18 protein-coding genes are annotated in these 21,040 nt (G+C 59.9%); 6 read left to right on the top strand and 12 right to left on the bottom strand.

Annotated features, from left to right (window positions below):
- Window positions 1-33: 33 nt before the first annotated feature.
- Together AC0L3I_RS26330 and AC0L3I_RS26325 are read right to left on the bottom strand one after the other, a co-directional pair.
- The gene (locus AC0L3I_RS26330; protein WP_473528769.1) at window positions 34-636 is read right to left on the bottom strand and encodes a dimethylsulfoniopropionate lyase; all 603 of its coding nucleotides are present in this window, start codon (window positions 634-636) and stop codon (window positions 34-36) included.
- Window positions 637-681: 45 nt separating this feature from the next.
- Window positions 682-2,718: an oxidoreductase gene (locus tag AC0L3I_RS26325; protein WP_473528781.1), complete on the bottom strand. Its 2,037-nt coding sequence runs from the start codon at window positions 2,716-2,718 to the stop codon at window positions 682-684.
- A gap of 148 nt (window positions 2,719-2,866) precedes the next feature.
- Here AC0L3I_RS26325 and AC0L3I_RS26320 point away from each other — a divergent pair, with 148 nt between their 5' ends.
- The 3 genes from AC0L3I_RS26320 to AC0L3I_RS26310 are packed head-to-tail and all read left to right on the top strand — an operon-like array spanning window position 2,867 to window position 6,332.
- Window positions 2,867-3,496, top strand: coding sequence for a TetR/AcrR family transcriptional regulator (locus AC0L3I_RS26320; RefSeq protein ID WP_473528768.1), 630 nt, complete (start codon window positions 2,867-2,869; stop codon window positions 3,494-3,496).
- Between the two features lie 15 nt (window positions 3,497-3,511).
- Window positions 3,512-4,306 (top strand): pyrroline-5-carboxylate reductase family protein, encoded by a 795-nt coding sequence (locus AC0L3I_RS26315; RefSeq protein WP_473528767.1) that lies wholly within the window; start codon window positions 3,512-3,514, stop codon window positions 4,304-4,306.
- A 40-nt stretch (window positions 4,307-4,346) separates the two neighbouring features.
- Entirely contained in the window at window positions 4,347-6,332 is a 1,986-nt protein-coding gene (locus AC0L3I_RS26310) for an oxidoreductase (RefSeq protein WP_473528766.1), read from the top strand.
- On the opposite strand, the gene AC0L3I_RS26305 is transcribed toward AC0L3I_RS26310, so the two are convergent.
- From AC0L3I_RS26305 to AC0L3I_RS26295, 3 genes are all read right to left on the bottom strand, one after another.
- Window positions 6,327-7,022 (bottom strand): corrinoid protein, encoded by a 696-nt coding sequence (locus AC0L3I_RS26305; RefSeq protein WP_473528765.1) that lies wholly within the window; start codon window positions 7,020-7,022, stop codon window positions 6,327-6,329. The two genes, AC0L3I_RS26310 and AC0L3I_RS26305, sit on opposite strands and share 6 nt — an antisense overlap.
- A 96-nt stretch (window positions 7,023-7,118) precedes the next feature.
- The gene (locus tag AC0L3I_RS26300) at window positions 7,119-8,768 is read right to left on the bottom strand and encodes an ABC transporter substrate-binding protein (protein WP_473528764.1); all 1,650 of its coding nucleotides are present in this window, start codon (window positions 8,766-8,768) and stop codon (window positions 7,119-7,121) included.
- Window positions 8,769-8,811: 43 nt separating this feature from the next.
- Entirely contained in the window at window positions 8,812-10,362 is a 1,551-nt protein-coding gene (locus AC0L3I_RS26295; protein WP_473528763.1) for a trimethylamine methyltransferase family protein, read from the bottom strand.
- A 91-nt stretch (window positions 10,363-10,453) separates the two neighbouring features.
- Between AC0L3I_RS26295 and AC0L3I_RS26290 the strand changes: the two genes are divergently transcribed.
- A complete protein-coding gene (locus AC0L3I_RS26290) occupies window positions 10,454-11,362 on the top strand; it encodes a LysR substrate-binding domain-containing protein (protein WP_473528762.1) in 909 nt (302 codons plus the stop codon).
- Window positions 11,363-11,931: 569 nt separating this feature from the next.
- Window positions 11,932-12,225, top strand: coding sequence for a hypothetical protein (locus AC0L3I_RS26285; protein ID WP_473528761.1), 294 nt, complete (start codon window positions 11,932-11,934; stop codon window positions 12,223-12,225).
- Here the strand turns inward: AC0L3I_RS26285 and AC0L3I_RS26280 are convergent.
- Genes AC0L3I_RS26280 through AC0L3I_RS26265 form a run of 4 tightly spaced genes read right to left on the bottom strand, consistent with a single transcriptional unit; the run spans window position 12,222 to window position 15,734 of the window.
- A complete protein-coding gene (locus tag AC0L3I_RS26280) occupies window positions 12,222-13,325 on the bottom strand; it encodes a Glu/Leu/Phe/Val family dehydrogenase (protein WP_473528760.1) in 1,104 nt (367 codons plus the stop codon). The genes AC0L3I_RS26285 and AC0L3I_RS26280 overlap by 4 nt on opposite strands.
- Window positions 13,326-13,337: 12 nt before the next feature.
- Window positions 13,338-13,463: a hypothetical protein gene (locus AC0L3I_RS26275; protein WP_473528759.1), complete on the bottom strand. Its 126-nt coding sequence runs from the start codon at window positions 13,461-13,463 to the stop codon at window positions 13,338-13,340.
- Entirely contained in the window at window positions 13,448-14,632 is a 1,185-nt protein-coding gene (locus AC0L3I_RS26270; RefSeq protein ID WP_473528758.1) for a M24 family metallopeptidase, read from the bottom strand. The genes AC0L3I_RS26275 and AC0L3I_RS26270 overlap by 16 nt, the downstream gene beginning before the upstream one ends.
- A 4-nt stretch (window positions 14,633-14,636) precedes the next feature.
- Window positions 14,637-15,734: a GlxA family transcriptional regulator gene (locus AC0L3I_RS26265; RefSeq protein ID WP_473528757.1), complete on the bottom strand. Its 1,098-nt coding sequence runs from the start codon at window positions 15,732-15,734 to the stop codon at window positions 14,637-14,639.
- A 163-nt stretch (window positions 15,735-15,897) separates the two neighbouring features.
- Between AC0L3I_RS26265 and AC0L3I_RS26260 the strand changes: the two genes are divergently transcribed.
- The gene (locus AC0L3I_RS26260; RefSeq protein WP_473528756.1) at window positions 15,898-18,309 is read left to right on the top strand and encodes a GcvT family protein; all 2,412 of its coding nucleotides are present in this window, start codon (window positions 15,898-15,900) and stop codon (window positions 18,307-18,309) included.
- A gap of 641 nt (window positions 18,310-18,950) precedes the next feature.
- On the opposite strand, the gene AC0L3I_RS26255 is transcribed toward AC0L3I_RS26260, so the two are convergent.
- From AC0L3I_RS26255 to AC0L3I_RS26245, 3 genes are all read right to left on the bottom strand, one after another.
- On the bottom strand, window positions 18,951-20,600 hold the full coding sequence (locus AC0L3I_RS26255) for an ABC transporter substrate-binding protein (protein WP_473528755.1): 1,650 nt from the start codon (window positions 20,598-20,600) through the stop codon (window positions 18,951-18,953).
- A 61-nt stretch (window positions 20,601-20,661) separates the two neighbouring features.
- A complete protein-coding gene (locus AC0L3I_RS26250; RefSeq protein ID WP_473528754.1) occupies window positions 20,662-20,856 on the bottom strand; it encodes a trimethylamine methyltransferase family protein in 195 nt (64 codons plus the stop codon).
- Window positions 20,850-21,040 (bottom strand): trimethylamine methyltransferase family protein (locus tag AC0L3I_RS26245; protein ID WP_473528753.1); only part of this gene is annotated, 191 nt, incomplete at its 5' end. The genes AC0L3I_RS26250 and AC0L3I_RS26245, both read right to left, overlap by 7 nt.

Genomic DNA, 21,040 nt, shown 5'->3' with positions numbered 1-21,040 from the left:
CAGCGGTTCCATAGAGCTGCCGGAAAGCCAACCTCAATGATGAGTCTGTTCCACCAACAGCGCCCAGAAAGCGAACAGCGGCGCATCCAGCGATCTCATCGCGTGTTTGGTGCCTGGCGGATTGTAGAATGATCCACCGATGCCCGGCGAAAACCAATCCTTGTCAGCCTGCTTGAACTCGCCATGCGAGAGCACGAGGTACGTTTCTTCCGGCGGATGATCGTGGTCGGGATACCGGACGTGAGGAGCCATCAAAGTGACTCCGAGCCACAGATCGTTTCTGTCCTCGATCCCACCCGGGCCAAGGATCATCGCATTGGCGTGACCGTCGCGGAAGTTGCTGCTGGCAGAGGGGTCGGGGTTTGATTTTGGCCGCCATTCGAGCAGCGGCTCGATCGCCTTGAAGTGCTCAATCAAGTTGCGGAGCGTAGACGGGATCGCCTCTTCTGCCAACGCCGAGCCAAGATAGGAACAGACCGGCAAACGGCTCCCGGCCTTGGTCCTTTCCAGCCCGGGTACTTCCGATTGGGCGAAGAGCTGGATGATCGATCTGCGCGATCGCAGATCGTGTGAGAACTGGTCAAAGGCCACGAAAGCGGTGTCTAGAAAATATTGCAGGGCCTCACTTCTGTTCATCTTGCAGCCTTGTTGAGAGCGGACGCTATGGTCCGTTGCCGGATGTTAGATATCTTTCGCCAGTCGCAGTGCATCGTAGATCGCGGCGTGGGTGTTGCGAGCTGAAACGGCGTCGCCGATACGGAAGAGTTGGAATTGGCCCTGCGGATTCCGCACCACCGACTGCGGTTGTCCGGCGATGAGCTCATCTTGCGAAATCTCGCCGTGATTGGTCGATCTCGGTTTCAGTTCGAAATAGATGTCGTCGAGTGGAATGGTGCCGTGGTTGACGACAACCTGATCAACGACGCGCTGCTTGGATATGCCGCCGTAGTCGCTGCCGACATGTGCAACGAGCTGGTTGCCGTTCTTTTCAACTGACTCGAGCCGATAGGTAACGGTGAAGGTCACGTCTAGTTTTTGAAGAGACCTCATGTAGGGCACGAGGTTCATCGCCATGACTTCGGGGGAGAAGGACCGGTCCGGCGTCATGATCTCAACCTTCGCTCCCGAGCCCGCGAGGAATTCCGCGGCCTGGAGTGCCGCGTGGTCGCCGGCATCGTCGAAAATGAGGACATTGCTTCCCGGCTTTACGTCTCCGGAGATGATGTCCCATGAAGACACCACGAACTCGTTGCCGTTGGAAAGGACGTCGGTGTGCGCCACCCCGCCCGTCGCTATGATGACGACGTCCGGATTTTCCGCCTCGATGGTTTCGGCTTCCGCCCAGGCATTGAACTTGATGGTCACTCCATGTTTTTCGCACTGGGCCATGCGCCAATCGATGATGCTCATCATCTCCTTGCGGCGCGGGCTCAGCGCTGTCAGGCGGATCTGCCCGCCAGGGTCGCTGGCGGCCTCGAAGACCACGACCTCGTGTCCCCGCTCACCCGCGACACGGGCGGCCTCGAGGCCAGCCGGACCTGCACCAACGACGACAACTTTCTTGCGGCTGTCGGCCTTGGCGACAATGTGCGGCATGGTCAGTTCGCGGCCGGTCGCGGCGTTGTGAATGCAGTATGCCGCCCCGCCCTGATAGATACGGTCAAGGCAATAGTTTGCGCCCACGCAGGGCCTGATTTCGTCTTCGCGCTTTTCGATGATCTTCCGCACGATGTGAGGGTCGGTCATGTGAGCGCGCGTCATGCCGATCATGTCGACCTTACCCGATGCAATCGCGTGGCGCGCTGTCGCCACATCCGGTATTTTCGCTGCATGGAAGGTTGGGAAGTTGGTTGCCGCACGAATCTCGCCGGCAAAATCAAGATGTGGCGCATTCGCCATACCCTGAATCGGAATGACGTCCGTCAGGCCCGCATCGGTGTCGATGTGGCCGCGGATCACGTTGAGGTAATCGACAAGTCCGCTTTCCTTGAGGCGCTTGGAGATTTCAATGCCCTCCGACACGCCAGTGCCGCCGGGGAGACGTTCATCCGCAGTATATCGCACGCCCAGGATGAAGTCCTCGCCAACCCGTGACCGGATCGCCTTCAAGACATCCATGCAGAAGCGCATGCGGTTATCAAGCGAACCGCCGTAAGGACCGTCAAGTTCGTTCGTGAGAGGAGACGTGAACTGGTCGAGCAGGTGGCCGTAAGCCTCCAACTCGACGCCGTCCATCCCGCCCGCCTTCATCCGCTCGGCGGCGTCCGCGAAGTCCTTGATGATGCGCTCGATATCCCAGTCTTCAATTTTCTTGGGAAACGCGCGGTGTGAGGCTTCACGATGATGGGACGGCGCCACAACGGGAAGCCAGTCACCTTTGTCCCAGCGTGTCCGCCGTCCAAGGTGGGTCAGCTGGATCATGATGGCGGCGCCCTCGTCGTGCACCGCATCTGTCATTTGCCGGATCCACGGCACGATCTCGTCCTTGTAGGCGAGCAGGTTGTTGAAAACCGGCGGACTGTCCTTGGAAACCGCCGCGGACCCGGCTGTCATCGTCATCGCCACACCGCCCCTTGCCCTTTCTACCGTATAGGCAAGATAACGCTCCTTCGGCATCCCGTCCTCCGGATAGGCCGGCTCGTGGGAGGTCACGATGATGCGATTGCGTAGGGTCAAATGCTTGAGTTTGTACGGTTGCAGAAGGGGATCGTTCGACATCTGACGGACTCCGGACTCGGGCGGTAAGCACGAACGGTATCCGAAAATGTACACATATGTCAAGTTTAGCTTCTGGGGAGTGGATAAAATCGACATATGTGTACATTTCGCTGGTTTTCACTTTGACATTTTGTTAGGTTGGTCGCTCATGGAGCAAATTTCGAACGATAGCGGGTGGCGCGGATCGCCGGAGGGATGGCTTGAAGCCGCCTACGACTTGCTTCTGGAATCCGGCGTCGACACGGTGAGAATTTCGCCATTGGCCAAGAAGCTGGGCCTGTCGCGCACCAGCTTCTATTGGTTCTTCAAGGATAGGGAAGAACTGCTCGCTGCCCTCCTGACGCGTTGGCGCGAGAAGAACACCGGCAACCTCGTCAAGCAGGCCGAGGCATATGCCGAGACGGTCGCCGAAGCGATGCTGAACGTTTTCGACTGCTGGCTCGACAAGTCCTTGTTCGATTCCCAGTTCGAGTTCGCGGTTAGAAGCTGGGCGCTTCAGTCTCCTGACATTCTGGCAGAGGTACAGAAAGCCGATCAGACACGCCTCGACGCTATGAGCCTGATGTTCGTCCGCTTCGGCTACAAGGAAAGTTCGGCCGACGTTCGGGCCCGCACCATCTACCTCGTGCAGATCGGCTACATCTCAATGCAGACCAGGGAAGATCTCGCTGCCCGCATGAAGCGCATTCCCGGGTACGTGGAGATTTTTACGGGCGAGGCCCCGCAGAAGCGCGAGCTGGATCGCTTCTTCGCCAGACATGGCTATTCGGCTGACTGAGGAAGAGTTGCGACAATGGGCGAACCCATGAGCATCGGGATAATTGGTGGAGGTGGCTGGCTTGGACGTGCCATCGCCGAGGCCATCATCGATGCACAAATAGTCGCCGCCAGGCACCTCACCCTCTCTTTCAGAAGCGGGCAACCCGGCTTTCTGCCAAACGCTACTTGGACCCGGGACAACCAGGAGCTGGTGGATCGGTCTGACGTCATCATCGTCTCGGTCCGGCCCCAGGATTGGACTGCCATCGATATTTCAGCGTACGGCAAGCTCGCCATGTCGGTCATGGCCGGAATCCCTCTCGACCAATTGGCTCGACGTCTCAACACCGACCGCGTGGTCCGCACGCTTCCGAATGCCGCCGCAGAGGTGCGGAATTCCTATACTCCCTGGATCGGCTCTCCGGGCGTCACCGCCGATGACCGCAATGTCGTTCGCCGGATTCTGGAGGCCTGTGGCGCTGCCGATGAGGTCAAAAGCGAGGCAGATATCGATTATCTGACGGGCCTCACCGGATCCGGCCCGGCGTTTCCGGCGCTTTTGGCGGCGGCGATGATTGACGATGCGGTCAGCCGAGGAATGAACCCAGATATTGCCCGGCGGGGCGTCAGCGCAGTGCTTGTTGGAACCGGCAAACTCCTTGAGGCTCGCGCAGAAAATCCCAAAGATATTGTCCAGACCTTCCTTGACTACCGCGGCACCACCGCGGCAGCGATCGAAGCCATGCGTGCAGCCGGGTTTGAATCTGCCGTGGCAGACGGCCTTGCCGCAGCGCTTCGGAAATCCGTGACTATGGGACAAGCCACCTGACTGCCGCACGAGGCCTTCCTTCGACCGCTGGTGTGATATTATGTCAAAACTCTTTCCGCATCTGTTCTCACCTGCAAAGCTAGGCAGCCGCACGCTCCGAAACCGGATCGTGTTCGGGGCTCATACCGCCAACATGGCCGAAAATGGCGTCCCGACCGAACGACACGTTGCCTACTATGCCGAGCGAGCGATCGGTGGGGCCGGCATGATTGTTGTCGAACCCATGCCCGTCCATCAGGCTGCCGTCCTGACACGCGGCAATTTTCGACCTGGCGACGATAGCGTCATTCCTCATTTCCAGCGGGTCACGCGCGCCATCAAGGACCACGGGGCGATCGCCATCCAGCAGCTCTATCATGTCGGTGCGCATGGGGATTCGGACAACTCGTTTCACGCGCATTGGTCGCCCTCAGGCCTGCCAAGCTATCATGACAGCGACGGTTCCCACGCCATGTCCGAGGATGAGATTTGGGAGACCATCGACAGCTTTGTTCAGGCTGCGCGCCGCTGCCAGGAAGCCGGTTTCGATGGCGTCGAAGTCTGGGCGGCCTATCTCGGACTGGTTGATCAGTTCTGGACACCCTGGACAAACCAACGCGAGGACCAATGGGGAGGGTCGCTCGACAACCGCACGCGGATCTCCCGCGAGATCCTGACCCGCATCAGCGAAACATGCGGCCGGGATTTTATAGTTGGCCTCTCGGTCAGCGACGAACCTGACTACACAGTCGCGCTCAGTCGCCAGGAGCTGGCGGAAATCATTCGGCTGCATGATGAACAGGGGCTGATCGACTACGTGACCTGCGGCACCGGCAGCTACCTCGATTTCTACAAGATAATGCCGACCTATCTCTATCCGGAGAAGCTTGGCACTGATCTCGCAACGACCCTCAAGGCCGTGGTCAAGATGGCCCTCGTGGTCGCCGAAAGCCATATCAGGACGCCTGAAAACGCCGAAAGCGTGCTCGGCGAGAAAGCTGCAGACCTGGTGTCGATCGTCCGGGGCCAGATCGCCGACCCGCATCTGGCACGCAAGGCCGCTGCAGACCGGCCGGAAGATGTGCGCGGATGCATATCTTGCAACCAGATGTGCTGGGGCCGTCGTTCCCGCGACTACTGGATCAGCTGCCTTATCAATCCCTCTGCGGGGCGCGAGTTTGAATGGGGTGGTGACCGGTTCACGTCCGCTGCTATCAAAAAACGGGTGCTTGTCGTCGGCGGCGGTCCCGCCGGCCTCGAGACGGCTCGGGTTGCCGCCGAGCGAGGGCACGACGTGGTGCTGGCCGAAGCCTCCAGTAGATTGGGCGGGAACTTTCTGCTCGCAGGACTGCAGCCACGCCGAGGGCAAATCCTCGACCTTCTCGGGTGGTATGAGCGCCAGCTTGACAAGCTGAACGTCGACGTTCGACTCAACACCTACGTCGAGGCTTCGGAAATCGCCTCTTTCCAAGCTGATACCGTCATCCTGGCCACGGGATCGGTGTCTCCCGAAACCGGATTTCAGAAGGCTCTGCCGGCAATGCCGAACCTGCCCGGCATCGAAAGGGGCAATGTCTTCTCGATCGAATCCGTCATGGCCCGCGTCGCGCGGCCAGGTAAGCACGTGCTTTTGCTCGACGAGGGCGGCGGTTGGCGAGGCGGTGGCACAGCCTGGAAACTTGCCGAGGAAGGCCACCAGGTCACTATTCTTACGCCCGATCCGTTGGTCGGCAAGGAACTGCAGCGCACTGCTGCCGATTTCCCGCTTCGGCGGACATTGCGTCAGCTTGGCGTCACATGGCTGGTGGATGTCAGCGTGCTGGAGTGGCACGGGGACGGCGTGACCGTCGTCGACCACAACACCCGTGAAGAAACCTTTGTCCCGGGCGATTGCCTTGTTCTGGCAACCACCAATGTGGCAGCGAATTGGCTGGCTAAAGAATTGGAAAATACGTCCCAGCCTTTCATGGAGGTCGGCGACGCCGTCGCTCCGCGCCAGGCGCCCTACGCCTTCCACGAAGGACGGAAGGTTGCTTTGCGGCTATGACACGCGGACGTTGTGCTTGCGCTTCATGAAGTCCTTGGCAGTTTCGACCGCCACCGCCGCATCGCGGCAATACGCGTCGGCGCCGACGGCTTTGCCGAATTCCTCGTTCAATGGTGCACCGCCGACCAGCACGACATAGTCGTCGCGAATGCCCTTTTCCTTCATCGTGTCGATGACGACCTTCATGTATGGCATGGTCGTGGTCAGCAGTGCCGACATGCCGACGATGTCGGGCTGATGCTCTTCAATAGCTGCCATATATTTCTCGACGGCATTGTTGATGCCGAGATCGATGACGTCGAAGCCAGCGCCTTCCATCATCATGCCGACGAGATTCTTGCCGATGTCGTGGATGTCGCCTTTGACGGTGCCGATCACCATCTTGCCCTGCTTCGGCGCGCCGGTGGCGGCGAGAAGCGGGCGCAGGATGAACATGCCGGCCTTCATCGCGTTGGCGGACAAAAGCACTTCCGGAACGAACAGGATGCCGTCGCGAAAATCCTCGCCGACGATGCGCATGCCCTCGACCAGCGCCTCGGTCAGGACCTTGTAGGGCACCCAGCCGCGCTCGAGCAGGATTTGCGTCCCTTCCTCGATTTCTTCCTTCAGCCCATCATAGAGGTCGTCGTGCATCTGCTGCACCAACTGGTCGTCGGAAAGCTCGGAAAGGATGATCTCGTCGTCGGCCATGTTTGACGCACTCGCTGATTTCAAAGGTTTGCGGTCCGCCGGCACCTGTTTCTGCAACAGGTGCCGGCGGGTCATTGCCCAGCCTTGGGAGCTAACTCAGGCGTCCAGCCAGACGTTCTGGAAGTCCATTTGGTAGGTCTGGTGCATTCCGTAGTTCTTCACCTTCTTGCTCATGTGGCAGTAGAGCTTCTGCCAGAACGGCTGGATGATGACGCCGGAATCCTGCAGGATCTGCTCGACGTCCTTCATCACCTCGCGGCGCTTCTCGACGTCGATGAGTGAGAGGGCCTGCTTGAGCTTGGCGTCGAAATCAGGATTCGAATACGCCGTTTCGTTCCAGGCTTCGCCGGTGCGATAGCCGAGCGCCAACACCTGGACGCCCAGCGGCCGCATGTACCAGATGGTCATCGAGTACGGATACTTCGTCCAGTCATTCCAGAAGGTCGAGCCCGGCAGCACCGTACGCTTCACCTTGATGCCGGCATCGCGCAACTGGCCGGCGATCGCATCGCCGGTGTTCTTCTGCCATTCGTCCTCGACGGTGATCAGCTCGTGCTCGAAATCGGCCTGTCCGGCCTCGGCCATCAGCGTCTTGGCGCCCGCCGCGTCGCGTGTCTTCTTGGGCAGCGGATAGTATTCGGGATGGATCGGGGCGACGTGGTGGTTCTCTCCGACGGTGCCGAGCCCGGCGTAGCCGAGCTGCATGACGGCATTGTTGTCGACGGCCATTTGCAGGGCGTTGCGCACCCGCTGGTCATCATAAGGCTTGTGCGTAATGTTGGTCCGGGCAACGAGCGTGGTTGCTGTCGCGACCTCCGATTTCACCAGATCCATCTGGTCGAGGATGTCGATGAAGTCGGCGGGTGTCTCGAAATCGAGGTCGATCTCGCCGGATTCGAAGGCATTCAGCGTGGCATTGAAGTCAGTTCCGTAGTCGATGAATTCGACGCTATCGAGAGGCGCTTCACCGCCCCACCACTTGCCGTTCTCGCGACGCTTGACGACCGCCTTCGTACCTACTGCATAGGACACCAGTTCGAAGGGCCCGGTACCGATTGGCTTCTTGATCGGGTCGGCGCCATCCTTGTCGAAGTCGCGATGCACGACCAGAGCCGGATAGTCGGTGAAGCCCGGTATGATCGCGATGTCGGGTTCGGACAGCTTCAGCTTGACCGTGTGGTCGTCGACCTTGGTGATGGCGCCATCCCTGGCCTTGCCGGTCTTTGTGTCGATCAGCGCGCCGACGCGTGCCGCCATGGAATTGCCGGAAGCATCCTTCTCGCACCAGCGGTTCAGATTGGAGACCACGTCATCGGCGTTGAAGGCATCGCCATTGTTCCAGGTGATGCCTTTGCGCAGATGCAGTGTGTATTCGGTGGCGTCGTCATTGACGTCCCAGCTTTCGAGCAGGACAGGCTCGAACGTGAACTGGTGCGTATAGCGGACGAGCGGCTCCAGCCAAGTCCGGGTGACGTTTGCCATCTCGGTCCAGTCATATGTGCGCGGATCCTTCTGCGCCTTGACCGACATCGCGACATGCAGCGTTCCGCCCTTTTTCGGTTCATCGGCCAGGGCTCTTGTCGTGGCGGCGAGGCCGATCATGCCATAAGCGAAAGCCGTCGAGGCACCGAAGGCGCTTGCCAACGCCAGGAATTCGCGCCGGTCCATATGGCCTGCACGCGTCTCTTTCGCCATTGCCTCGATAGCGCCCGGCACGCGGTCGCCATTGCTTCTGAAGAATGTCATTTTTTTCTCCCTTTTTGTTCCCGTTAGTTGTTCGTCCGTCGCGTCAACTGACGCTGTTTGGCAGCGCCTCCTCGCGCCGCGCAATGAAATCCGTCAGCCCCTGGGCAATGCCCTCATCGAGCTTCGGCTCCTCATAATCCGCGAGCATGTTGCGCGCTTTCTCGCGGCCGCGGGTGTCGTGGTCCTTTGCCCCTTCAGCCTTCCACTGTTCGTACGAATTGAAGTCCATGATGCTGGGCATGAAGAAGGCGGACTCGAAATGTTCAAGCGTGTGCTGGGTGCCGAGGAAGTGGCCCTGCGGCCCCACCTCGCGGATCGCCGCCATCGCTTCCTTGAAATCGTCGAACGGAAGGCCACCAGCATATTTGTACCAGCCAACAAGCTGTTCGCAGTCCGTCGCGAATTTTGAATAGCCGCAGGTCAGGCCGGCCTCAAGCCAACCGGCGGAGTGCCAGATGTAGTTGGCGCCGGCAAGGATGGCGGCATGCATCAGCATGTTCGCCTCGTAGCCCGCCTGGGCGTCGTTCAGCTTCGAGCCGACATGGAATCCGGACGTGCGCCACGGCAGCCGGTACTTGCGCGCCAAAGCTCCCATCAGATACATCATCTGGGCGGCCTCGGGCGTGCCGCCCATCGGGGCGCCGGTCTTCATGTCGACCGTGACCATGAACTGTCCGTAGATCTGCGGCGAGCCCGGACGCAGCAGCTGTGTGAACGCGACGCCGGCCAGCGCTTCCGCATTGACCTGCGCCACCGCTCCCACCGCCGAGGCCGAAGTCGAGGCGCCGCACAGCGCGAACGGCGCCAGGATCAACGGCTGGTTGTGACGCGCATAGACCTTCATCGCATCCAGCATGGTGGCGTCCCACACCAGCGGCGAATTGCAATTGGTGATCGACACCAGCACCGGATTGTCACGGACAAAATCCTCGCCGAACACGATGCCTGCCATCGCCATCGTGTCTTCGGCTCGCTCCTTCGAGGTGACGATGCCCATGAACGGCTTGTCTGAGTGCTTCAGCGCTGAATGGATGATGTGGAGGTGACGTTTTGGCACCGCAATTTCCATCGGCTCGCAGATGACCGAGCTCGACGAGTGCAGCGCCGGTGCCATGTAGGCGAGCTTGTGGAAATTGTTGAGATCGGCGAGCGAGCCGTAGCGCCTGTTGTTGTCGAGGTCGCGCACATAGGGTGCGCCATACATCGGCACGAAGATGGAGTTCTTGCCGCCGACGCGGACGGTACGCTCGGGGTTGCGGGCATTGAGGGTGAATTCTGGTGGGACCTTGGAGACCAGCTCCATCAAGAGCGCACGGTCGATACGGACGCGCGTCTCGGAGACATCGGCTCCGGCGGCCTTCCAGAGGGCGATCGCCTCGTCGTCGCGGAACTCGCAGCCCACCTCTTCGAGGATCGAGAGCGATTCCTGGTGGATTAGCTCAACCGCCTCGTCAGGGACCATCTGATAGGCGGGGATCTGGCGCACCAGCGTCGGGAACGAGGCTATGGGAGCGCTCCTCAGCGCCTTGCGTCCAAGGCGGCCGCCGCCGCGGCGGTGGGTTTGCTCGGTTAATTCAGCGGCCGGTACGTTCATGGCAACTCATCCTCCCAGAGCTAGTTATCTTAGCGAGACGATACTTGGCTGTGACGCTGGAAAATTCTAATCAATGCGATAAGCTGTGATTATGGGTAGCTTGCGACATCTCTTGCCGTCCGCGAACGGGCTAATCGCTTTTGAGGCAGCCGGCCGTCTGCTCAATTTCACAGCAGCCGGCAAGGAACTCGGCATGTCCCAGGCAGCGGTTTCACTCTCGATCATACGCCTTGAGGAGCAGTTCGGTACCAAGCTTTTTGTCCGCCGGCATCGAAAAGTCGAACTCACCGAACCGGGTGCCCGCTTCTTTGCCGACGTGACACTTGGGCTTTCTCATATTCAAAAGTCCGCGGAACGCCTCATGGCATCTGCCGGTGGCAATCACGTCACGCTGTCGGCATCGACCGCGTTCGCTACGCTATGGATGGTTCCAAGGCTGCAACGTTTTCGCGAAGAGTTGCCAGGAATAGAGTTGCGCATCCAAACCAGCGATCGTGATCTCAATCTTGCCGCTGAAGGCATACCCCTCGGCATCAGGGGCGGTGACGCTGATGACCTGCCGGATTACGGTCTGCTGCCGATAGCGCCGGAGGAAATATATCCTTTGTGCAGCCCCACGTATCTCGAGCGCCATGGAACGCCGCAAACGATCGAGGACTTATGCAAGCATCGACTGATCCACCTGGATGAGCCGCATAGGCCGGCGTTAACCTGGCCAGACTGGCTGGCCGCCACTGGCGTTGACGGCGCCCTCGCCCCGCAAGGCCTTCGCATCAACGACTATGTCTCGGTCATTCAGTCCGTTTTGGAAGGTCAGGGCATTGCCCTCGGCTGGGCACATCTAACCGACCGACTGGTAAGAAGTGGGAGCCTGGTTCGGGTAACCAGCTATATTCATCGCACCGGAAAATCATTCAACGTAGCTTGGCCAAAATCTCGGGAAGTAACCGGCCATGTTGCATCTGTCAGAGATTGGCTGGCCAAGCAGAGTTCGTTTTAAGCCTCCGAAGTTATGGAGGCTCGAGTGCTGGTGACGTGGTGCTGCAAGTCGCGTGGAGATTGGCCGTGGGTGCCGCGGCGATATGAAATGGCTGAACGCTCCCAGAAAGTCTTAACAGCTCTGAGGTCAATTCGGCGATTAGAGAGCTTGCCAGGCCCGCACTCGCGCGCCGCGGTGCGGATCAAGGCACGGTTCGCCTCCTTGGGCATGTTGTAGGGGCCATAGGGCGGCAGGCGACAAGTGCCGCGGGCGAGATGACGCCAAAGGCCCGCGAGCTCGGGCCGGCGATGGAGTCCCGTGGGGCGAATATGGCAGTAGCGTGCCTCAGAAGCGGCGCGTCTCGCGCGAACGTGAGGCCAAAGGCAGTGAATACACCGGCTGCTGCTGGTGGCGTGAGATTGCCGCAGCGCTAGTTTGAGTCCGCACTGGTATTAGGTCGACAAACGGCTCCGATATCGGACTTTCGGCATCAATTTTCGGCACTCAAAGAACGCGTCCACTTTCTATGACTATTCTCCAGTGACGGGTTCGACAGTAATTCGCTTGACTGCACCGTGCCGGCAAAGGCGATGCCGGATAAGTTCGGGCGATATCTTGGCGGAAATGGAAAGGTGCAGCGTTATGACGAGCGCTGGCTCAGGCGTATCGCGCTCCGCCACGACGGATCTAAGCCTAAAGCCAAACCGTTCGCAGTCGATAAGAATACGGATCAGGCCGTCATAGCTGCCGCAGACATGTGCGAGTACGCGCACCTGCCCGGTTCCGTCACAGTTCAAAAGAAGAACTCCAGCAGCTTCAACATGGAAGTCCGCGATCGGGAATCAGCTGCGGCAGTCGCCGGAATGCGTCGAGCCCCATGCTAGACCGCGTCAACTTGATCGGGGAAGGTCGAGGGGGTCGTCGAGGAGCGATCGATGCGCGACGGGCGGTAGAGGATCGCTTGCGCCATATCGTCGGCGATCTCCCCCGTTGGTCGCTGCTCCTTCTTCGACCGGTGCAGCACTTCGCGCAGCACATCGGGAAACGCCTCTATTCTAGCGCGGACATCCGCGTCTTCGTAGGAAAACACCTCTCCCGCAATCGCGACGATGCCGCCAGCATTGACTAAGTAGTCGGGGCAATAGGTAATATTCCGAGCTAGCAAGAGCCGGTCGTCGCCGGCTGTCAGAAGCTGATTGTTCGCTCCGCCACAGACGATCCTGGCGCTGAGCCTGTCGGTCGCCGCGGCGTTGAGATCGCCGCCGAGAGCGCAAGGAGCAAAGATATCCACATCGAGCGATGCGATCTCTTCGGTGGCGACGACGTCCGCACCGAACAATTCCGCAGCCCGGCGCGCATTCTCTGCCCGAAGGTCGGCCACAACAAGTGACGCTCCAGTGGCTGCCAGCAGCCGACACAATTCAAGCCCGACATGGCCGACGCCCTTGACTGCGACCTTCAATCCGGCGAGGTCGCGGCCAAGTCGTTCCCGCGCCGCAAGACGCATGCACAAGAATACGCCGCGAGCCGTGTAGGGCGACGGATCGCCCACTCTTGCCGAAAGGCCGGCGACGTGACGGGTCTCTGTTGCCACGGCGTCCATGTCGCTGGCCACGCAGCCGACATCTTCCGCGGTTATATAACGTCCGGAGTATGTTTCGACCGCCCTGCCGAATGCGCGCATCATCGCCGGCGTCTTCCCTGACCGCGGATCCGCGATGATCACTGACTTGCCGCCCCCGAGCGGCAGTCCGGCCAACGCATTCTTGTAAGACATACCCTTTGACAGCCTGAGCGCGTCGGCAATCGCCTCGGTGTCGGTCTGGTAGGGATAGATACGGCAGCCACCAGCCGCAGGCCCGAGCCGCGTGCTGTGGATTGCCACGATCGCACGCAATCCAGTCTGTTCGTCAGTGTGGAACCGGACCTGCTCATGTCCGTCGAACTCAGGACGAGAGGCGGCGCCGATCTCGATTGTCTGCATGACTAGTCCTCCCTAGTCGTCTTCCCATGGAAAAGTGTCGAGACGATCAGCGCCGGTCGCGGTGATAAGCACTTGGGTTTCGAGCTTGATGCTTTCCGACCCCTCCTCGGCGATTAGGCTCTCTACGTCGATAACCATGTTTTCCTCAAATTGACCCCCGTGATTCCTCTCGAATCGAAGTCAGGGTGCAGAAAAACCATCGGCCATTCATCGGCCATGCCGACGCCGTGGACGGCAACCGGGTATCGAAAATCTATGTGTTTGTTGGGAATGCGCCATGACCGCTCGTTGAACTCTCGGAAGGTAAGCCCCGGTTTCAGAAGGGCAAGGTTGTGGTGAATCTGTTCGAGCGCGGTCTGATAGAGCTCGTGCTGCTGGGCCGTCATGCGGACATGGCCGCAAGTCCAGGAACGCGAAAGATCGGCACAATAGCCATAGGGACCGATCATGTCGGTGTCGAAGGAGACTATGTCGCCGCACTGGACGACATAGTCCGAACATTCGTGAAACCACGGATTCGTCCGCGGGCCAGCGGCGAGCAGTTTTGTCTCCAGCCACTCACCGCCGGAGCGGGCATTCTCGAAATGAAGCTCAGCCCATATCTCACGCTCCATCCGGCCCGGTTCGGAGACCTCGTACATTCGCGCCATGCCTGCCTCGCAGACACGGATGGTCCACCGCATCAATTCGACTTCATCGGCGCTTTTGATAGCGCGCGCTCGCTCGGTGAGTTCTTGTCCCTCGACAATTTCGATGCCACGCTGCTGAAGTGCGAAGACGCCCATTGGCTCGATTTTGTCCACGGCGAGTCGCCGGTTCTTGCCTGCGGAGGCCACGATATCGACAATTTCGTCGGCCCAGGCGCCGGCGCGGGTTTCGACATGTTCTCCTGAAAAGAGATAGAGCCAGTCTTTCGCCCTACGGACCTCATCGACCGCTGGCAGCCCGATGTTGAGATGCTCGCAGCCTGCGAATTCGAAAATGATTCCTGGGCCTCCTGCCACGACCAACGCGTATCGCGTGGCGTTGTGGGCGGTCCAGACGCCTTGGTTCGAACTGTCGAAAGCATAGCGGATGTTGACCGGATCGTAGAGAAGCAGGGCAGCGCAATCGTGCTCCGCCAGCTTCTCGCGGATGCGTGACATTCGGTAGGCGCGAGCCCGATCAAGCGTAGCTGCGGCAATCGGACTCCTCAATGGAAGATGCGCACCTTCCGGGTTGAAATAGGTGTGCTTCCGCGGATCCTTGAAGATGTCCTGCCCGCGTTGGTGATCCTGTAATCCGGGTTCCTCCGCGCGTTCTAACATAGTTTCAGCTCCTTCTCTGCTCTAGCGCATGCGACGAAAGAGGCTCTCTATGCGATCCCCGCAGTGCGCTTGGCGGCTTCCCGAAATACTCATGGCAGGTTTTCGCGAAATGTGACGACGACTCGAATCCGCAAGCGATAGCGATGTCGAGAACGGGGAGGTTGGTGGAATTGAGCAGTTGCCGTGCCCGCGCTAGTCGGAGCGAAAGGTAGTAGCGGTGCGGCGTCATCGAGAGGTAGCGGTGGAACAGACGTTCAAGCTGCCGTCGCGATACCATTACGGTCCGGGCTATCTCCTCCAGCAAGAGCGGCTGTTCCAGGTTTCGCTCCATCAGCCGGACGGCACGTATCAACTTGTCGCTGGTCCCAGCTAAACGAAGTCCAGGAGGCGCGGCCTGTGAAATTGCTCCATCGCGCCGGTTGTCGGTCGTCAGGTGCCGGCAGACTGCACGCGCGAGGTTTGAACCGAATTCCCTTTCGATAATATCGATGACCATGTCGAAAGCCGCGAAGCCGCCAGCACAGGTGACGATAGGTCCGTCGCGGACAAACAAAGCATCGTCGATGCTGAGCCGGTCGAACGTTTCGGAGAGAGCGGCGATTTTTGGCCAGTGTATCGTGCATCGGACGTCTGCCAGGAGGCCCGACTTGGCCAGAAGCCATGTGCCTGTGCCGACGCCGTAGAGCCAAACGCCCCGGCGCGCATATAACCTCAGTAGCGACATGACAGCGGCAGAACAGTGGTCCTCAATGCCGCCGCCCGAGCAAATAATCGCGGCATCAGGCAGCCTGCCTGCGTTGAGGCCGCGGCGCTCTGATTCGATGTCGCCGTTGACACCGATTGAAATACCGCTCGCGCACTCGACAGCTTTTCCGGCCAGGCTAACAAGACGCCACCTGAATAGATCACGCGTTGACAGATAATTCGCCAGTCGCAGGGGCTCGATCATCGAGGCCAGGCAAACTTGTGAGAACCCCGGAACAAGGACAACCGCCAGCTCATATGGCCGGCTGCCCGCGTTCGGCGGTATCTCATTCTGCTCTTTCAGGTCGACCTCATGAGGCACCCCGACGAGGCTGGTGTTCTTAGTCGGCGCATTCATGACGAGTGCTCCACTATGGGATCGCCTAACGACAGATGCCTCGGCGGCGCGACGCGACACCGTGGTTCTAGACATCATTGTACAGAAAATTCTTCCCACGTCTAGACACATGTGTCCATTTGCCTTTAAGCTCGGTGCAAATGAGTTGTGAGAGGCCGCGACAATGAAAACCCACTACCGAGCAGTCGTCATCGGCGGCGGCGTTGTTGGCGCTTCCGTGCTGTATCATTTGGCGAAGTTAGGTTGGACCGACGTCGCCCTCATCGAGCGAGAGGTCTTGACTGCTGGATCTTCCTGGCACGCGGCGGGCGGGTTCCACGCACTCAACGCTGACCCAAACATTGCGGCGCTCCAGGCCTATACGATCGACCTGCTCTCCGAGGTCGAGAAAGAATCCGGCCAGGATATCGGCATGCATATGACTGGCGGGATATCGGTCGCCTCGGCACCAGCGCGGTGGGAATGGCTGAAATCCTCGTATCGGATTTTTCAGACGATGGGCATCGAAGACGTTCGTCTGATCAGCGTCGAGGAGATCAAGGAACACTGCCCCATCCTCAACACCGACGGCATGCTTGGTGGCCTCTATGCGGAGCGAGAAGGTCATATCGACCCGTCGGGCGTAGTGCATGCTTATGCGCGCAGCGCCAAGAAGCGCGGCGCCGACGTCATCGAGCACAACCGAGTGCTGGAACTGAAAATTCGCCCAACCGGCGGATGGGACATCATCACCGAGAAGGGCACAATTGTCGCGGAACACGTGGTCAACGCCGCTGGTCTGTGGGCCAAGCAGGTCGGGCTGATGGCGGGCGTCGACCTGCCCGTCTCTCCTCTCGAACACCATTACCTCGTGACCGAAGCACTCCCAGAGATCAAGGCGCTCAAAAAGGAACTGCCGCTGGTGGTCGACCTGGAAGGGTTCACCTACATGCGCCAGGAGCAGAAGGGCCTGCTTCTCGGCATCTATGAGATCAAGCACAAGCACTGGCACATGGACGGCGCCCCATGGGACTTTGGGGTCGAACTCATCCAAGAAGACACTGACCGGATCGCGGACGAGCTCGCCCTCGGCTTCAGCCGGTATCCCTGCCTGGAAACGGCCGGCATCAAGCGCTGGGTTAACGGAGCCTTCACATTCTCGCCCGACGGCAACCCGCTGGTAGGCCCGGTGCGCGGCGTGCCAAACTACTGGGTTGCCTGCGGCGTCATGGCCGGCTTCCTGCAGGGCGGTGGCGTGGGCAAGTCGCTCGCCGAATGGATGATCAATGGCGAGCCGGAAGCCGATGTCTACGGCATGGACATCGCTCGCTATGGCGACTTCGCCTCCAACCGCGAATATATCAAGCAGACCACCGGGCAATTCTATTCGCGCCGCTTCGTCATGAGCTATCCCAACGAGCAATTGCCGGCGGGACGGCCCTTGAAGACGGCCGGCGCGCATGACGCCATGGACGCCGCCGGCGCGCGCTGGGGCAATTCCTGGGGCATGGAAGTGCCACTCTATTTCGCGCCGCAAGGCTTCGTCGAAACACCGACGCTGAAGCGCTCCAACGCCTTCGACATCGTCGCACAGGAATGCCACAAGGTGCGTGAAGGTGTCGGCCTGCTCGATATCACCGCCTTCTCGCGCTACGAGATCGCCGGGACGCAGGCCGAGGCCTGGCTCGACCGGCTGCTTGCCTGTGCGCTGCCCAAGCCGGGACGCGCCAAACTCGCGCCGATGTTGGGCGAAAACGGCAAGCTCAAGGGCGACCTCACCATCTTCAACTGGGGCGACGGCTCCTGGTGGATCATGGGGTCCTATTATCTGCGGCAATGGCACATGCGCTGGTTCGAACAGCATCACGGCGACGGCGTCACCGTGCGCGACATTTCGGACGCGGTCGTCGGCTTTTCGCTCGCTGGCCCCAATGCGCGCCGCCTGCTCGAACGGCTGACACACCAGGATGTCTCGCACCAGGCCTTCGGATTCCTCGCCTGCAAGACGCTGGATGTTGGCCTTGTCCAGGCCAAGGTCGGGCGGCTCTCGGTCATTGGCGAACTCGGCTACGAGATCCATTGCCAGGCCAATGAGCACGCCGGGTTGCGCCGCGCGCTGCTGGCGGCGGGCAACGACCTCGGTGTGACCGAATACGGCTTTGGCGCGGTCAATTCGCTGCGGCTCGAAAAGAGTTTCGGCATCTGGTCGCGCGAGTTCACGCAGGATTACACGCCGGCAGAAACCGCGATGGACCGCTGGATTGCTTTCGACAAGGGCGACTTCATCGGCCGCGAGGCGGCGCTGAAAGAGCAGAAGGTCGGTGCCAGCCGAACGCTGGTGACGCTCGAAATCGACGCGGCGGACGCTGATGCCAGCGGCTATGAACCGATTTGGAACAAACGCAAGCTTGCCGGCTTCGTCACCTCCGGCGGCTATGGCCATACCGTTGGCAAGAGCCTTGCCATGGCACTGGTCGATCGCGATTGCGCTGCGGAAGGAACCGAGTTGACGATGCATATCGTTGGCGTCGAGCGGACGGCCCGAATCCTGGCGCCCTCTCCCTATGATCCGCAGGGCAAGCGGTTGCGGGCCTGACCGGACACGTCGACAACCAGTCGCTACTCGGCCCTTTCTCTGTCAGGGAAGACCGGATGGTAGACGACCTCCCGTAACCCCGAGCCCGCGGCCATCCAATGATGTGATTCTGGCCGGCGGGGGCGACAGGCGGGCGACGGGAACTTAAACATGGACTTGGAGCGAAAAATGATCGTCATCGCGACCAGCGAGGCCGAACAACGGGACCGACGCCGAACTCTTCTCGCCTGAGGATGTGTGGCGGGTCACGCCTTTGCTGAATTTCACTCCCGACGCGCGATTTCCGATCTACGCTGGTGTCTGGCAAGGCGCGAAGCAGGCGTTATGGTCACGGATTTCGGCGCCGGCCTTCAGGTGTTCGAGATTTCCGGATCGGCAGCACCGGCGCTCATGCGGCGCGCGACGGCGCTCGACCTTTCAAGCCTGAGCGCGTCCTTGCTCTTCGCCATCATCACCACCGTTGTCTTTCGCTATCGGTATGCGGACATAGTCCGGGTCCACGTCGACCGCGCTGTCGACGCATATATGGACATGGTTTCAGGCCATCACGCCGATGATGTCGAGCAGGGCCTGACGCCGGCCAAGAAAAAAGCCGCTCACAGCGGAGCGGCCAATTTCACGCGAGGTAGTGCAGGAATCGACTATTCGTCAAGCCATACCGCTTCGAGGTTGATTTCGTTCGTCTGGTGCATGCCGTGGTTCTTCACTCCCGCAACCGAGTGATTGTAGAACTTACGCCAGAAGGGCTGCGTGATGATGCCGGAATCCTGCAAATGTTTTTCAACGTCCGCCATGAGGATCTTGCGTTTGGCAACGTCGGCGACCTTCATTGCCGCGTTGAGCTTCGCGTCGAACTCCGGATCAGCGAAGCCTGTCTCGTTCCAGGCCTCGCCGCTCCTATAGGCGAGCGCCAAGACCTGAACGCCGAGGGGACGCATATTCCAGATGGTCATCGAATAGGGATATTTCGTCCAGTCGTTCCAGAACGAACTGCCCGGAATCACCGTCCGCTTCACTTTGAAGCCGGCTTCGCGCTGCTGGGCGGCGACGACGTCGCCCGCATTCTTCTGCCATTCCTCGTCAACGGTGATCAGTTCAAACTCATGATCGGCTTGACCCGCTTCGACCATCAGCGCCTTCGCCTTTTCGAGGTCTCTTGCGATCTTTGGCAGTTCTGCATACTCCGGGTGGATTGGACAGACATGGTGGTTTTCGGCAAGCGAACCCATACCGTCATAAGCGAGTTTCAGCACCGCCGCGTTGTCGACTGCAAGCTGAAGCGCCTTGCGAACGCGCTGATCCTTAAAGGGGGCGTTGGTGACGTTGGTCCGTGCGACGATGGTTGCTGACGTAACCACTTCCGATTTCACCAACCCCATCTTATCTAGAATCGGCACAAAGTCGGCATTGGTTTCGTAGTTTGTGTGCACCTCACCTGATTCGAAGGCATTCGCCATGGCAGAAGGATCGTTCCCGTAGTCTATGAATTCGACGCCGTCGAGATAGGCCTCGCCTCCCCACCAAACTCCATTCTCACGGCGTTTAACCACGACTCGGTCACCCACTTTGTAGGAGACCAGTTCGAATGGGCCGGTGCCGATGGGGTTCTTGATCAAATCACCGCCCATTTTTTCGTATCCGCGGTGGACGATTAGCGCTGGGTAGTCGACGAAGCTCGGAATGATCGTGATATCGGACGAGGGGAGTACGAGTTTGACCGTATGGTCATCGACCCTAACGATGGCACCGTCGCGTGCCTTGCCAGTCGTAGGATCGACGAGGGCCGCCATGCGTCCTGCCATCGAATTGCCCTCGACCGAACGATCGCACCATCGGTTCAGGTTGAAAACGACATCGTCGGCGTTGAAGTCGTCACCATTGTTCCACTTGACGCCCTTCCGCACATGCAAAACGTACTCTGTGGCGTCGTCGTTGACGTCCCAGCTCTCGAGAAGCATCGGCTTGAAGGTGAAATCGCGTTCATACTTCACCAGCGGTTCAAGAAACTGCCGGGCGGCGTTCGAGCCTTCGACCCAGTCGAATGTGCGGGGGTCTTTCATCGGCTTCACCAACATGGCGACCTTTAAAACGCCGCCCTTTTTCGGTGTTTGGGCCATCGCTGGCGTCGGCGCTGTGAGACCAAGCATTGCATAAGCGGTCGCGGCTGAAGCGCCCATTGTGCTAGCCATTGCCAGGAATTCGCGGCGATCCATTCGTGCCGCCAACGCTTCCCCAGCCAGACCGGCGATAAATGACGACACCGGCTTTCCGTTTTGATTGAAGAATGACATCGATCTCTCCTCAGCGTTTTCGCCTGTTTGTTAGGTTCCCTGTTCAGTCCACGTTCTGGCTCTATGACACTGGCGCGGCGCCTCCCTCGGCCTTGCGCCGTTCGATGAACTCATCGAGCACGGGAGCAAGCTCTGCCGCATGAACCGGCGCGTGGAACTCGTCCAGCACGTTGCGCCAGATCCCATTCGCCCTTCTGGTCGCGTCCTTACTCCCGGCTTCAGTCCAGTTGCCGAAGTTTGACCAGTCGGCTACCAATGCTCGTAGAACGCGGTTCGGTAACGGGCCATCGTGTGCTGAGCCGCAAAGAAATGGCCGCCCGGCTGGACCTGCCCCCGGGGCCCGGCGGGGGGGGGGGGGGGGGGGGGCCGGGGGGGGGGGGGGGGGTTTTGGGGGGGGGGGTGGGGGGGGGGGGGGGGGGTTTGGGGTTTTTTTTTGTGGG

It is taken from the genome of Mesorhizobium sp. WSM4840 (assembly GCF_055811755.1).
This window is presented reverse-complemented; position numbering and strand designations above follow the sequence as displayed.

Coding starts and splice junctions, on each gene's coding strand:
- AC0L3I_RS26330 (WP_473528769.1), bottom strand. CDS start 636: ATGAACAGAAGTGAGGCCCTGCAATATTTTCTAGACACCGCTTTCGTG.
- AC0L3I_RS26325 (WP_473528781.1), bottom strand. CDS start 2,718: ATGTCGAACGATCCCCTTCTGCAACCGTACAAACTCAAGCATTTGACC.
- AC0L3I_RS26320 (WP_473528768.1), top strand. CDS start 2,867: ATGGAGCAAATTTCGAACGATAGCGGGTGGCGCGGATCGCCGGAGGGA.
- AC0L3I_RS26315 (WP_473528767.1), top strand. CDS start 3,512: ATGGGCGAACCCATGAGCATCGGGATAATTGGTGGAGGTGGCTGGCTT.
- AC0L3I_RS26310 (WP_473528766.1), top strand. CDS start 4,347: ATGTCAAAACTCTTTCCGCATCTGTTCTCACCTGCAAAGCTAGGCAGC.
- AC0L3I_RS26305 (WP_473528765.1), bottom strand. CDS start 7,022: ATGGCCGACGACGAGATCATCCTTTCCGAGCTTTCCGACGACCAGTTG.
- AC0L3I_RS26300 (WP_473528764.1), bottom strand. CDS start 8,768: ATGACATTCTTCAGAAGCAATGGCGACCGCGTGCCGGGCGCTATCGAG.
- AC0L3I_RS26295 (WP_473528763.1), bottom strand. CDS start 10,362: ATGAACGTACCGGCCGCTGAATTAACCGAGCAAACCCACCGCCGCGGC.
- AC0L3I_RS26290 (WP_473528762.1), top strand. CDS start 10,454: ATGGGTAGCTTGCGACATCTCTTGCCGTCCGCGAACGGGCTAATCGCT.
- AC0L3I_RS26285 (WP_473528761.1), top strand. CDS start 11,932: ATGCCGGATAAGTTCGGGCGATATCTTGGCGGAAATGGAAAGGTGCAG.
- AC0L3I_RS26280 (WP_473528760.1), bottom strand. CDS start 13,325: ATGCAGACAATCGAGATCGGCGCCGCCTCTCGTCCTGAGTTCGACGGA.
- AC0L3I_RS26275 (WP_473528759.1), bottom strand. CDS start 13,463: ATGGTTATCGACGTAGAGAGCCTAATCGCCGAGGAGGGGTCGGAAAGC.
- AC0L3I_RS26270 (WP_473528758.1), bottom strand. CDS start 14,632: ATGTTAGAACGCGCGGAGGAACCCGGATTACAGGATCACCAACGCGGG.
- AC0L3I_RS26265 (WP_473528757.1), bottom strand. CDS start 15,734: ATGAATGCGCCGACTAAGAACACCAGCCTCGTCGGGGTGCCTCATGAG.
- AC0L3I_RS26260 (WP_473528756.1), top strand. CDS start 15,898: ATGAAAACCCACTACCGAGCAGTCGTCATCGGCGGCGGCGTTGTTGGC.
- AC0L3I_RS26255 (WP_473528755.1), bottom strand. CDS start 20,600: ATGTCATTCTTCAATCAAAACGGAAAGCCGGTGTCGTCATTTATCGCC.